The organism is Kitasatospora sp. NPDC058965, assembly GCF_042741245.1.
Lineage (GTDB): Bacteria > Actinomycetota > Actinomycetes > Streptomycetales > Streptomycetaceae > Kitasatospora.
Genome location: NZ_JBHYKG010000251.1, coordinates 1 through 13,099 on the forward strand (window position 1 = coordinate 1; position 13,099 = coordinate 13,099).

Here is a 13,099-nt window from a genome sequence, read left to right on the forward strand (position 1 = left end):
GCCCGACCGGGGGGCGGCCGGGCCCCGGGGGGGGGGGGCGCTGGGGGGGTGGGGCCCACGGGTGGTGCGGCGCACGGGGCCGGCGCCACGCCCGCCGGCCCCGCGTGCGCCGGCCCCGCGTGCGCCCGCCGGCTCGGCCGACCGGCGAGTAGGGCCGTCCGGCCCTACCGCCGCGGCCCCGCGGCCTGGCAGACTGCCGCCCGGATCAATCCCGCCCGTGGGTGGCCGCGGGCCCGGCCCACGGGAGCGGCATGGCGCAGCAGACGACGGGGCGGGCCGGCGCACCGGTGAAGGTGTTCCTGCTCGACGACCACGAGGTGGTCCGCCGCGGCGTGCACGACCTGCTCGACGGGGAACCGGACCTGACCGTGATCGGCCAGGCCGCCACCGCCGAGCAGGCACTGGCCCGGGTGCCGGCGCTGCGCCCCGACGTCGCGGTGCTGGACATGCGCCTGCCGGACGGCGACGGCGTGACGGTCTGTCGGGAGCTGCGCTCGCGCATGCCGGAGCTGGCCTGCCTGATCCTCACCTCGTTCGACGACGAGGAGGCCCTGTTGGACTCGATCATGGCGGGCGCCGCCGGCTACGTGCTCAAGCAGATCAGCGGCACCGACCTGGTCGCCGCGGTCCGCACCGTCGCCTCCGGCCAGTCCATGCTCGACCCGAGTGCCACCACCCGGTTGATGGCCCGGCTGCGCGGCGACGCGGCGCCGAGCGGCCCGCAACTCGTCCAGCTCACCGGCCGCGAGCGGGAGATCCTCGCGCTGATCGGCGAGGGGCTGACGAACCGCCAGATCGGCGACCGGCTCTTCCTGGCCGAGAAGACCGTCAAGAACCACATCTCCCGACTGCTGGCCAAGCTCGGCGTCGAGCGCCGGGTCCAGGCCGCCGTCATCGCGACCCAGACCCTCGCCGCCCAGACGCCGACGGTCCGCCCGCGCCCCTGACCGGGTCGCGGGGCGCACGGCGGGTCCCCGCTGCGCACCCCGCCCCGGTTCAGGCACCGATGGCGGTCAGCACCTCCTGGGCCGCCCGGGCACCGGTCTCGGCGCCGCCCTCCATGTAGCCCTGGAAGTCGTAGGAGGTGTGCTCGCCGGCGAAGTGCAGCCGGCCCTGCGCGGTGGCCTCGTAGCCCGCGTAGCCGGTCACGTAGCCGACCGGCCAGTAGGAGTAGGCGCCGTGGGAGTACGGGTTGAGGTGCCAGGCCGACAGCGTCGCCCGGCCGTTCCAGACCGCGCCGGTGCCGGGCCACAGCTGGTCGATCTGGCCGAGGTAGCTGCGGGCCAGGTCCGCCGTGTACGGGGTGGTGGCGTCCGTGAAGGCGCTGGGCGGGGTGAGCGACCTGGCCGGGGTGCCGCCGCCGTACTGGATCAGGATGCCGTCGCTGCCGCCCTGACCCCGGGTCACGTCCCAGGCCTGCTGGAACGGCAGATCACTGAAGCACTCGCCGCCGGAGGTGCCCGGCCACGGCCCGGTGCCGGTCCACGGGCGGCCGGTGAACTGCATGTTGAGCTTGGTGCAGGCGCCCATCGTCATGCGGGTCAGCACGCCCCGCATCATGGTGTCGAGCCCGGCCCCGGAGAGGTCGACGTCCTGCTGCAGGACGGGCAGCGGCACCGCGAGGATCGTGTGGTCGGCGGTGACGGTCCTGGTGCCGCCGCCGTCCACCGCGAAGGTGAGGGTCTGACTGCCGTCGGCGTTCCGCACCACCGCCCGCAGGCTCCAGCCCTGCTGCACGGTGCCGGCCGGCAGGGCGGCCGCCACGGCGTGCGGGAGCTGGTCGTTGCCGCCGGTGATGTGGTAGCGCTCGTTGGAGCCGCCCCAGATGGCGAAGCTGCCCGGGTTGGCCTGCGCGGAGAGCAGTTCGAGCAGGCAGAAGGCGGACTGCTGGGTGGTGTCGGCGCCGTACTCGACCGCGTAGGCGACGTCCAGGAAGGCCCCGAGGTTGCTGCGGTGCCCGCCCGGCACCCGGGTGTCGATCCAGTCCCGGACCGAGAGGTTGTCCATCGCCACGTCGGCCGCGGTGTGGCTGTTCCACATCGGCGAGGAGCTGGTGCTCCGCGCATCGGCCTGGACGGCCTGCCAGATCTGCTTGAAGTCCAGGTCAGCCTGGGCCCGCGGGTAGTAACCGCCGTTGAACCGCAGGATCTGCTCGGCGCCGGCCGGAGTGGCCTGCAGGACGTCGGTGAGGCCGAGCCCGAACCGCTGGCACAGGTGCTGCACGGTCTTGTGCGCGGTGTCGACCAGCTCGCCGCCGTACTCGGAGACCTGGCCCTGGGCCCACAGGCCGGGGGTGGACGGGCTGCCGCCGGAGTACATCCGGCCGCCGATCCGGTCCGGGTTGGCCTCGTAGACGGTGGCGGCGATGCCCTTGTCGGCCAGCGCGAGCGCGGCGTTGAGGCCGGCGATGCCGGCGCCGACGATCGCGATCCGCGGCGCCGGGCCGCTGTACCGGGCGCCGGTCGCCGCGGCGGCCCGGGCCCGGGGCGCGGCGCCCACCGCGGTGAGGCCGATGCCGAGCGCGGCCGCGCGGGCGAACAGGGCCCGGCGGGAGAGCCCGGCGGGCTCGGCGCGGGCGTCGTCGCGCAGGCCCCGGTACTCGTCGAGCGGCAGCCGCAGCCGGTCCGCGGCCGCCTGGTCGGCGAACACCTGCTTGAGCTGCCAGAGCGGGTGGGAACGTGCCATGGGGGTTCCTCAGCATTCGGTGCGGGGAGTGGGGGAAGTGGCGGGGAGTGGGGGAAGTGGCGGGGTGCAGGGGAAGGGCGGAGCGGACGGTCAGGCGTCGCGTTCCTGGGTGTCCGCCACGATCAGCCGGCCCAGCAGCTCGTACTTCTGCGGGTGGCGGGCCCGCATGTGCAGGGCCAGGGCGACCCCGGCGACCAGGACGGCGCCGACGATCCAGGGGATCAGCTTGAAGAAGAGGATCTTCGAGGCGGCACCGGCGGCGGTGTCCAGGTTGGCCACCAGCAGCACGATCGCGGCGATCATGCCCAGCCCGCCGAGCAGCGGCGCGGTGAAGGTCCGGAACCAGTGCCGGGACTCGGGGTGGTTGCGCCGGAAGTAGCCGATCACCGCGAACGAGCAGAGCGTCTGCACCACCAGCAGCGCCAGCGTGCCGAGGATCGCGGTGAGGGTGTACAGGCTCGCGTACGGGTCCTGGCCGGCGGCCCAGAAGCCGCCCACCACGGCCAGCGCGATCGCGGTCTGGGTGAAGGAGGCGACGTACGGCGAGCCGTGCCGCGGGTGGGTCCGGCCCAGCGCGCGCGGCAGGAAGCCCTCCCGGCCGATCGCGTAGAGGTAGCGGGCGGCGCACTGGTGGAAGGCCATGCCGCAGGCGAAGGCGCTGGTGCACATCAGCCACTGGAAGGCCGTCGCGGCCCAGGGGCCCAGGTACTGCCGGGCCGGCACCAGGAACAGGTCGAGCGGGTTGCTGCCGCCCGCGACGTCGAGTGCCTTGGCACCGTTGCCCGCCACCACCATCCAGGCGACGAAGGTGTACAGCACGCCGAGCCCGATCACGGCGATCAGGGTGGCCCGCGGGATGATCCGCCGCGGGTTGCGGGACTCCTCGCCGTACATCGCCGTGGACTCGAAGCCGATCCACGACCAGAAGCAGAAGAACAGGCCGACCCCCGCGTTGACGCCGGCGAAGGCCCCGGTCGGGTTCAGCGACCCGACCCGCAGGCCGCCCGGGCCGCCGCCGTGCACCAGCACCGCGGTGGCCAGCAGCCCCAGCATCAGCACCTCCCCGACCAGGAAGACGCCGAGGACCTTGGCGGCCACCTCCAGGTCGAAGTAGGAGAGCAGCGCGGTGACCGCCAGCATGGCCAGCGCGAAGACCTGCCACGGCCAGTGCACCCCGAACTGGGCCTCGACGGTCTGCTGCGCGAAGTAGGCGAAGATGCCCACGATCGAGGCCTCGAAGACCACGTAGGCGAGCACCGCGAGCAGGCCGGAGGCCATCCCCGCCACCCGGCCCAGGCCGTGCGAGACGAAGCCGTAGAAGGCGCCGGCGGTGGTGATGTGCCGGGCCATCGCCACGTAGCCGACGGTGAAGACGGTCAGCACCAGGGTGACGAAGAGGAAGCCGGCCGGGGCGTGCAGCCCGTTGCCGCTGCCGATGATCACCGGCAGGTTCCCGGTCATCGCGGTGATCGGCGCGGCGGTGGCCAGGGCCATGAAGACCACGCCGACCAGCCCGACCGACCCGGCCTTCAGCGGCTGGACGGCGGGCGGTCCCTGACCGGTGGGCGGCCCGGGGACGGCGGTGGACTGCTCGACGGCTGACATGGGCAACTCCTCGGCGGCAGGCACGGTTCGGCTCCGCCTTCGCGGAGTCGGCCCAGTGTGCTGCGCGGGTGCGCCGCCCGGGGATGGGCAGCCTGTTGCGTTGCCTGTTGCGGGATTGACAGCATGTCAGGACGTCGACCGGGGCCACCGCCGGCCCGCGGCTACTGCGCCTGGAAGATGCCGATCAGGTTGCCCTCGCTGTCCTTGAACCAGCCGCCCACCAGGCCGCCGAGCTCGACCAGCCCGTCGACGGTCTGCAGGCCGGGCTGGTCGTACTCCTCGAAGACCACGCCGCGGGCCCGCAGTTCGGCCACCTCGGCCCGGGCGTCGGCCGCCTCGATGGCCATCTGGGTGTGGCCGGCCCGCTCCGTGATGCCCGTCGGGAAGACCGCGAACATGGTCCCGCCGCCGGTCTGGTAGCGGAGCCCGCCGTCCGGGTCGGTGCCGACCGGCGTCAGTCCGAGCTTCTCCTCGTACCAGCGCCTGGCCCGCTCGATGTCCCCGGCCGGCAGCGTGGCGCCGACCCTGGCCTGACTGATCATCGGATCTCCTCTCGTCGGTCCCGGTCGCGGGGCGCGCCCGGGGGTGGGCTCAGCCCGTCAGCAGGGCTCAACCGGTCAGCAGGGCGCAGACGAAGTCCTCCTCGACCGCCCGCAGGTGCGCCAGTACGTCCGGGTTGTGCGTCTTGTTCACCTGCTCGGTGACGGAGACGGTGACGCTGCGCCGCCCGTCCGGGGTGCCCGCGCCGAGCTGGGTGTAGCCCGCCGTGTTGCCGGTGTGCCCGTAGACCGCGCCGCACCGGGTGGCGTACTCGAAGATCGCCAGTCCGGCGCGGTTGGTGCCGGGGCCGGCCGGCTCGGAGGCGCCGTCGACGAAGGTCCGCTGCTGCTGCCGGGTCGCGTCGCCGATCAGCGGTCCGCCCGCGTACCCGGCCGCGAACGCGTTGAAGTCCTGCGGGGTGGAGACCAGGCCGCCCGAGGCCCAGGAGCCGGAGGCGCCGAACAGGGTGCTGACGTCCTCCGTCGGGCTGCCCACCTCGACGTCGTAGCCGTGCAGGTAGGGATCGGGCAGCTCGTAGCCGGACGGCAGGCTGGTCTGCCGCAGCCCCAGCGGCCGGTAGACGTACGCGGCCAGCAGGTCCTCGTACCGCTGCCCGGTCACCGCCTCGGCCATCAGGGCGACGGCGATGTTGTCGGAGTTGGAGTACTGGTACTGGGTGCCGGGGGCGAACCGCAGGTCGTCGCCGGCGACGTAGTCGAGCAGGTGCCGGGAGTCGAACACCCGGTGCGGGTCGGCCCGGATCTGGTCCACGAACTCCGGCGCCATGCTGTAGTCCGGCAGCCCGCTGGTGTGCTGGAGCAGCTGGCGCAGCGTCACCGCGCCCCAGGCCGCGGGCAGGGCCGGCAGGCGCTGGGCGAGGGTGTCGTCCAGGTCCAGCTTCCCGCAGTCGACCAGGTGCAGGGCGACCGCGCCGCTGAACGCCTTCGAGGCGCTGGCCAGCCGCATGTGGTCGTCGAGCTGCGGCAGGCGGTTGTGGCCGAGCTCGGCCACCCCCGCCCGGTAGGTCCGCACCCGGTCGCCGTCGCGGAGCACCGCGATCGCACCCGGCGGGCCGCCCGGCAGGTCGACCAGCCCCTGCAGCGCGGCCTGCAGCGCCGGATCGCCGCCACCGCCGCGGGCGCCCGCCACGCCCGGCGCGGCGGGCACCAGTGCCAGCGCGGCGGCGAGCAGGGCGGCGGCGGTGCGCCCGCGGTGGCGGAGCGACGGCGAGCGGCGGGAGCGCTGGGACACGGCGGGCCTCCGGAACGGTGACGCGGCGGCACGACACCGGCCGCCCTGGCGGCAATCACTCACCCGCCGCCCGCCCGCGGAAACGCCCGGCCGCCCACCGTGACCCGGCTGGCCGACGGCACCGCCGCCCGCCCGGCCCCGGTTGCCGCCCGACCCCGCCCGGGTGCGAGCCTGTACGGAGTCCGTCGCGAACACGTCCCGAGAGGTGCCGCACCATGGTCGACCGCGAGTCCGCCGTCCTCGACAATCCGGTGGACGCGTCGCTGCGCGGGCGGCACGCGCACCTGGCCCGGCGGGTCGGGCGGGCCGCCGGCTACCTGCCGGAGGTCGCGACCTTCGCCGCGGTGCCGGACGACCCGGGCCCGCGGGACTGGGCCGACCTCGCCGCGCTGCTCGGGCCGGGCGGGTTCGCCGACCTGTTCAGCTGCCCGGCGCTGCCGCCGGCCGACTGGGAGCCGGTCTTCGTGCTGGCGGGCCGTCAGCTGGTGCTGCCCGCGGGGGCCGGCGGCGCCTGCGCCGGCGGGACCGAGCCGGTCGAGTTGGGCCCGGCCGACGTGCCCGAGATGCTCGACCTGGTCGCCCGGGCCCAGCCCGGGCCGTTCCGGCCGCGCACCCGCGAGCTCGGCAGCTACCTCGGCGTCCGGGACGGCGGCGGCGCGCTGGTGGCGATGGCCGGCGAGCGGCTCCGGCCGCCGGGGTGGACCGAGATCAGCGCCGTCTGCACGGCTCCCGGGGCGCGCGGCCGCGGCCACGCCGCCCGCCTGGTGACGGAGCTCGCCGCGCGGATCGAGGCGCGCGGCGAGCGCGCGTTCCTGCACGTCGCCGAGGCGAACACCGGCGCCCTCGCGCTCTACGAGCGGCTCGGCTTCCGGACCCGCAGGCAGGTGACCTTCCGCGGCTTCCGCACGCCCTGACCCGGCCGGGGCGGGCGACGGCCGACGGCCGACGGCGGGTCAGACGTACCGCGCCGCCGGTGGGTCGGCCGTTGGCGCGGTCGGCGGGTCAGGCGTTCAGCGCCGCCGCGACGGACTCGGCGATCGGGGTGGTCGGGCGGCCGGTCAGGCGGGCCAGGTCGCCGCTGCTGACGACCAGTTCGCCGTTCTCCACCGAGGCGTCGACGCCGGCCAGCACGGTGGCGATCTGCTCGGGCAGCCCGGCGCCGACCAGGATGCCGGCGTAGTCCTCGACGCTGACGTTCCGGTGGGCGATCTCCCGGCCGGTCTGCCGGCCGACCTCGGCCGCGAACTCGGCCAGGCTCCAGGCCCGGTCGCCACCCAGCTCGTAGGTCCGGTTCGCGTGCCCGTCGCCGGTCAGCACGGCGACCGCGGCGGCCGCGTAGTCGGCGCGCGCGGCGGAGGAGATCCGGCCGTCCCCGGCGGCGCCGACCACGGCGCCGTGCTCCAGCACCGGGGCGAGCCGCTCGGTGTAGTTCTCGTTGTACCAGCCGTTGCGCAGCAGCACGTAGGGCAGGCCGGAGGCCAGCACGACCTCCTCGGTGGCGCGGTGGTCGTCGGCGAGCGCGGCCTTCAGGCTGCCGGGCGCGCTGGTGTAGGCGAGCAGCGCGACGCCCGCGGCCGCGGCGGCCTCGATGACGACCCGGTGCTGGGCGACCCGGTCGCCGTGCACCTCGTTGCCGGAGATCAGCAGGACCTTGTCGCCGGCGGCGAACAGGCCCGCGAAGGTCTCGGGCGCGTTGTAGTCGGCGACGGCGATCCGCACCCCGCGGGCAGCCAGATCGGCGGCCTTCCTGCGGTCCCGGACCACGGCCGTGACCTGCTCGGCGGGGACCTTCTCCAGCAACTGGGCCACGACGTGGCGGCCGAGGGCTCCGGTGGCTCCGGTGACGACGATGCTCATGGTCTGCGTTCTCCTCGCGGTGCGGGTGGTGCGGTGGTGCTGTCGTCATCGACCGTAGGATTAACGCTAACTATTCGGAAGTACCCACTTTGAAGTAAGGTACTGGTATGGCAGTAAGTACGGTAGGTGCCGGCGCGAAGTACCACACCGGCGAGGAGCTGTGCCCGTACCGGCTGGTGCTGGAGCACGTGACCAGCCGCTGGGGCGTGCTGGTGCTGATCGAACTGACCGAGGGCCCGCAGCGGTTCAGCGAGCTGCGCCGGGCGATCGGCCGGGTGAGCGAGAAGATGCTCGCCCAGACCCTGCAGACCCTGGAGCGGGACGGCCTGGTGCACCGCGACGCCAAGCCGGTGATCCCGCCGCGGGTCGACTACTCCCTCACCGAGCTGGGCCGCGAGGCCGCGGTGCGGGTGCGCGGCCTGGCCGAGTGGACCCGCGAGCGGATGGACGACGTCCAGCGGGCCCGGGACGCGTACGACGACGCGAGGAGCCTGCACTGAGCGCGCACCACCACCACGCCGACTCCGACGTCCGGGCGCCGGACCACGCCGCCGAGGCGGCCGAGGTCCGCCGGTTCTGGGGCGGGCTCGGCCTGCCCGGCCTGGTCGACGTGCACACCCACTTCATGCCGGAGCGCGTACTGGACAAGGTCTGGGCCTACTTCGACGCCCTCGGACCGCTCACCGGCGGCCTGGAGTGGCCGATCGGCTACCGGCACCAGGAGGAGGAACGCCGCGCCGTGCTGGAGCGGTTCGGCGTCCGGGCGTTCACCTCGATGCTCTACCCGCACAAGCCCGGCATGGCCCGCTGGCTGAACGGCTGGGCGGCCGACTTCGCCCGCCGGACCCCCGCGTGCCTGCACACCGCCACCCTCTACCCCGAGCCGGGCGTCGAGGAGTACGTGCGCGAGGCGGTCGCGGCGGGGGCCCGGGTGTTCAAGGCGCACGTCCAGGTCGGGGCCTACGACCCGGCCGACGAGCTGCTCCAACCGGTCTGGGGCCTGCTCGCGGAGGCCGGAGTGCCCGTGGTGGTGCACTGCGGCTCCGGCCCCGCGCCCGGCGAGCACACCGGTCCCGGGCCGATCGCGCGGGTGCTGGCCCGCCATCCGCGGCTGCCGCTGATCGTGGCGCACCTCGGGATGCCCGAGTACGGGGAGTTCCTCGACCTCGCCGAGCGGTACCCCCGGGTGCACCTGGACACCACGATGGCGTTCACGGACTTCAGCGAGGGCTTCATGCCGTTCCCCCGCCGGGACCTGCCCCGGCTGGCCGCGCTCGGCGACCGGGTCCTGCTCGGTTCGGACTTCCCCAACATCCCGTACCCGTACCTCCACCAGCTGCACGCCCTGGAGCGGCTCGACCTGGGCGCGCCGTGGCTGCGGGCGGTCTGCCACGACAACGCGGCACAGCTGTTCGACCTGTGACGGTGCGCCGGCGGGCACCGCGCGGGCGGGCACCGCTCAGGCCGGTGCCGGGGCGACCCGCTTGAGCACCGTCGCGACGACGAAGCTGATCACCGCGGAGACGATCATCAACGGCGAGGCGTCCGGCGCGTTCACCCCGACCAGCAGGATCGCCAGCAGCGTCGCGGTGACCGGCAGCCCGGTGATGGCGGCACCGGAGGCGGCCAGGCCGATGGACAGGCCCGAGGCCGTGCCCAGGCCCGGCAGGCCGGAGCAGGCCACGCCGACGGCGGCGCCCAGCAGGATGGCCGGGAAGATCGGGCCGCCGCGCAGCGAACCGAGGCTGACCCCCCAGGCCAGCCCCTTGAACAGGACCAGCAGGACCAGGGCGCCGACGCCCCAGCTGTGCGGATCGGCGGCCAGCTGCGCCAGCGTCGCCTGGCCGGACAGCGCCGCCTCCGCCGGGGACCGCCCGGTGCACAGCGCGTAGGCGGCGATGGCGACCCCGACCGCGAGCGCGCAGACCACGGTCCGCCAGGGCGTGCGCCGCTCGGTGAACGCCGCCGCGCGCCACCCCAGCGTCTGCGCGCCCACCACCACCACCGCGATCAGCGCCGCGATCGGCACCGCCCAGAGCAGCTCCGAGGCGTCGGGCACCCCGCTCTTCGGCAGGCTCGGCAGCGCCAGCGCGCCGATGCCCAGGCCGGTCCAGTGGCCGAAGCCGGTGAAGACCAGCGCGCCGATGCCGCTGGCCAGCAGGCAGGGCAGCACCAGCAGCAGCAACTGCGGGCCGCCGAGCCCGGCCGCCTCCAGGACCATCACGCAGCCGACCAGCGGGTTGCCGAAGATCGTGGCGATCGCGGCGCACGAGCCGGCCATGCCGATCATGGCCGCCGCCTTGGGGTGCTCCTCGCGCTTGGCCCGGGCGACGCCGAGCAGCGCCAGGCCGCCGCCGATCGCCATCAGCGGCGCCTCCGGGCCGAGCGAGACGCCCAGCGGCAGCGCGATCAGGGCGGCCAGCACGACCGAGGGCAGGGTCACGGGCGGCAGCGGCGGGCCGCCCAGGCCGCGGACCGGCAGGTGGCCGCCGTGCCCGGGCAGCCGGTACAGCACCGGTGCGATCAGCACCCCGGCCAGCGCCAGCGCCGGCAGCGGCCACCACCACGGCGGCTGCTGGTGGTAGCCGACCGCGTCCGGCAGCGACTCCCAGACCCAGTGCTGCAACTGGTGCTCCAGGCCGACGAACCCGAAGGCCACCAGCGAGACCGGCACGCCGACCAGCGCGGCGAGCACCAGCAACTGCAGGTAGCCGGGGCTGAGCAGCAGCGACTTGAGCTGCGCCGCGCCCGGCGCCTCGGTCCGGTCCGGGGCACCGGGCGCGGGGCCGGACGGGTTCGGGGCACTGGGCTGCTCGGAGGCCATGGCCCCAGCCTGGTGCCTGCCGCACGGGTGGGCCGCCAGGACGTACCAGACAATCCGACAGATCACCCGATCGGCCGAGCCGTTGGGCCGCCCCGCCGCTGCGTCAGTCGGGGAGGGCCTGCAGCGTCCGCGCGAAGGCCTCGACCGCCGCCGTGCGCCGGGCGGTCGCCCAGATCAGGCCGTACTCGATCGACGGGGCGTCCGCGAACGGCACGAAGACGATCCCGGGCCGCGCGTGGTACGCGGCGCCGCGCGCGGCGATCGGGGAGACGCCGTGGCCGGTGGCGACCAGCGACAGGACCTCGGGCCAGAAGGTGGCCGACGGGCCCTGCGGGATCGGGCGCCCGCCCGGGGTGCGCCGCGGGTAGTGCGCCTCGCGCCAGTACTCCGGGGCGCCCTCGACCGGGACCAGCACCGCCTCGGCCAGGTCCTCCACGCCGACCGACGCACGCCGGGCGAACGGGTGGTCCGCGGGGACCATCAGCGCGCGCGGTTCCCGGTAGAGCGCGGGGCCGGTCGACAGGTCGTCCTCGGCCACCGGGAACTCGGAGAGCTGCAGGTCGAGTTCGCCGGACCGCAGCGGCCCGAACGGGTCGCTCTGCTGCACCTGTCGGGCCCCGACCTCGCACTCGGGGTGGGCCCGCCGGAACTGCGCGACGGCCCGGTTGACCCGGTCGCCCGCCCACGGCGACGAGTAGCCCACCCGCAGCCGCCCGGTGACGCCGCGTCCGGCCGCGACCGCCCGGGCGACCGCCTCCTGGACCAGCCGGTAGGCCGGGCGCAGGTCCCGCTCCAGCGCGCGGCCGAGCCCGGTCAGCGCCACCTGCCGGGTGGTGCGGACGAACAGCGGGGCGCCGAAGCGGCGTTCCAGCTTCTTGACGGTCTGGCTGACCCGGCCCTGGGCCAACCCCAGGCGCGCGGCGGTGCGGCCGAAGTGGAGCTCCTCGGCCAGGGTCAGGAAGGTCTCGATCTCGTGCCGTTCCATCCCGTCCTCCCCCGCCGCGATTGGTGAATCGTACTCACCGACTCTTCCTCGGACCGGTCTTGGTCCGGCCGGCGGCGGTGACCAGGATGGGAACGACACCCGCCCTCCGACCCGCCCGAACCCTCCGGAGCAACCGATGCGCCTGTCCGCGGCACCCGGCGCACCCGCACCCGACGCCCGGGCCGCCCTGCTGGCCTCGCTGGCCGGCTTCTTCGTCGTCGCCCTGGACGCACTGGTGGTGACCGTCGCGCTGCCCGGCATCGGGCACGGCCTCGGCGGCGGCATGACCGGCCTGCAGTGGGTGGTCGACGGCTACACGCTGATGTTCGCCGCACCGATGCTCTCCGCGGGCGCGCTGGCCGACCGGATCGGGGCCGTCCGCGCGTACGGGACCGGTCTGGCGCTCTTCACCGCCGCCTCCGCGCTCTGCGGTCTCGCCCCGGACCTCGCCGTGCTGGTCGGGGCGCGCCTGCTGCAGGGTGCCGCGGCGGCGCTGACCGTGCCGGCCTCACTGGCCATGGTCCGCCTGGCCTTCCCCGACCCCGACCGCCGGGTCCGGGCGGTCACCGTGTGGACCGGCACGGGAGCGGTGGCCGTGGCGGCCGGCCCGGTGGCCGGCGGCGCGCTGGCCGACACCCTCGGCTGGCGGTGGATCTTCTTCGTCAACCTGCCGGTGGGCCTGCTGGGCCTGGCGCTGCTGCGCCGCGCCCCCCGCTCGCCGCGCCGCCCGACCCCGCTCGACCTGCCCGGCCAGGCGCTCGGCGTCCTCGCGCTGGCGGCGCTGACCTACGGCGTGGTCCGGGCCGGCTCGGCCGGCGCCGGCGCGGCGGCGGCGCCGCTGCTGGTGGCGGGGGTGGCGGCGGTCGGCTTCGCGGTGCGGGCGGCCCGGACGGCGCACCCCCTGCTGTCGCTGCCGCTGCTGCGCTCGCGCGCGGTGGCCGTCACCTCGCTCGCCGGACTCTGCGTCAACGCCGCGTTCTACGGCAGCGTCTTCGTGCTCAGCCTCTTCCTGCAGCGCGTGCACGGGCTGTCCGCGCTCGCGGCCGGGCTGGTCTTCCTGCCGATGACAGCGCTGGTCGCGGTGGTGAACCTGGGGGCCGCCGCCCGGATCATCGCCCGGTTCGGCCACCGCGCACCGATGGTGGCGGGCCTGGTCGGCGCGGCGGCCGGCCTGCTCGACCTGCTCGCCGTGGACGCGCGCACCCCGGCGCCGCTGATCGCGCTGGCGGTGCTGCCGGTCGCCGGCGCGGGCTCGCTCACCGTGCCCGCGCTGACCGCGGCACTGCTGGGCGGGGTGCCGGCCGACCGGGCGGGCACCGCGGCCGGGATCCTCAGCACGGCCCGTCAGACCG

General features: G+C 75.4%; 12 protein-coding genes. 5 read left to right on the forward strand and 7 right to left on the reverse strand.

Annotated elements, in window-relative coordinates:
• Positions 1-251 precede the first annotated feature (251 nt).
• Entirely contained in the window at positions 252-947 is a 696-nt protein-coding gene (locus tag ACFW1A_RS30460; protein WP_380414401.1) for a response regulator, read from the forward strand.
• Positions 948-996: 49 nt separating this feature from the next.
• Here the strand turns inward: ACFW1A_RS30460 and ACFW1A_RS30465 are convergent, their stop codons facing one another.
• From ACFW1A_RS30465 to ACFW1A_RS30480, 4 genes are all read right to left on the reverse strand, one after another.
• Complete coding sequence (locus tag ACFW1A_RS30465; RefSeq protein ID WP_380414403.1) at positions 997-2,685, reverse strand: flavin monoamine oxidase family protein; 1,689 nt, start codon at positions 2,683-2,685, stop codon at positions 997-999.
• A 90-nt stretch (positions 2,686-2,775) separates the two neighbouring features.
• Positions 2,776-4,290, reverse strand: a complete 1,515-nt coding sequence (locus ACFW1A_RS30470; RefSeq protein WP_380414405.1) for an APC family permease — start codon at positions 4,288-4,290, stop codon at positions 2,776-2,778.
• Between the two features lie 161 nt (positions 4,291-4,451).
• Positions 4,452-4,832: a VOC family protein gene (locus ACFW1A_RS30475; RefSeq protein WP_380414408.1), complete on the reverse strand. Its 381-nt coding sequence runs from the start codon at positions 4,830-4,832 to the stop codon at positions 4,452-4,454.
• Between the two features lie 67 nt (positions 4,833-4,899).
• Positions 4,900-6,081 (reverse strand): serine hydrolase domain-containing protein, encoded by a 1,182-nt coding sequence (locus ACFW1A_RS30480; RefSeq protein WP_380414413.1) that lies wholly within the window; start codon positions 6,079-6,081, stop codon positions 4,900-4,902.
• 215 nt (positions 6,082-6,296) lie between these two features.
• Between ACFW1A_RS30480 and ACFW1A_RS30485 the strand changes: the two genes are divergently transcribed.
• The gene (locus ACFW1A_RS30485) at positions 6,297-6,995 is read left to right on the forward strand and encodes a GNAT family N-acetyltransferase (RefSeq protein WP_380414415.1); all 699 of its coding nucleotides are present in this window, start codon (positions 6,297-6,299) and stop codon (positions 6,993-6,995) included.
• 88 nt (positions 6,996-7,083) lie between these two features.
• Here the strand turns inward: ACFW1A_RS30485 and ACFW1A_RS30490 are convergent, their stop codons facing one another.
• Entirely contained in the window at positions 7,084-7,938 is an 855-nt protein-coding gene (locus tag ACFW1A_RS30490) for an NAD(P)H-binding protein (protein ID WP_380414417.1), read from the reverse strand.
• Positions 7,939-8,045: 107 nt separating this feature from the next.
• On the opposite strand from ACFW1A_RS30490, the gene ACFW1A_RS30495 reads away from it, so the two are divergent.
• Together ACFW1A_RS30495 and ACFW1A_RS30500 are read left to right on the forward strand one after the other, a co-directional pair.
• Positions 8,046-8,438, forward strand: coding sequence for a winged helix-turn-helix transcriptional regulator (locus tag ACFW1A_RS30495; RefSeq protein ID WP_380414420.1), 393 nt, complete (start codon positions 8,046-8,048; stop codon positions 8,436-8,438).
• Positions 8,435-9,361, forward strand: coding sequence for an amidohydrolase family protein (locus ACFW1A_RS30500; RefSeq protein WP_380414430.1), 927 nt, complete (start codon positions 8,435-8,437; stop codon positions 9,359-9,361). Before ACFW1A_RS30495 ends, ACFW1A_RS30500 begins: the two co-directional genes overlap by 4 nt.
• A 36-nt stretch (positions 9,362-9,397) precedes the next feature.
• On the opposite strand, the gene ACFW1A_RS30505 is transcribed toward ACFW1A_RS30500, so the two are convergent.
• Together ACFW1A_RS30505 and ACFW1A_RS30510 are read right to left on the reverse strand one after the other, a co-directional pair.
• Positions 9,398-10,762, reverse strand: a complete 1,365-nt coding sequence (locus tag ACFW1A_RS30505; RefSeq protein WP_380414423.1) for a chloride channel protein — start codon at positions 10,760-10,762, stop codon at positions 9,398-9,400.
• A gap of 103 nt (positions 10,763-10,865) precedes the next feature.
• Entirely contained in the window at positions 10,866-11,747 is an 882-nt protein-coding gene (locus ACFW1A_RS30510; protein WP_380414426.1) for a LysR family transcriptional regulator, read from the reverse strand.
• 136 nt (positions 11,748-11,883) lie between these two features.
• On the opposite strand from ACFW1A_RS30510, the gene ACFW1A_RS30515 reads away from it, so the two are divergent.
• A partial coding sequence (locus tag ACFW1A_RS30515) for an MFS transporter (protein ID WP_380414428.1) occupies positions 11,884-13,099 on the forward strand: 1,216 nt, incomplete at its 3' end.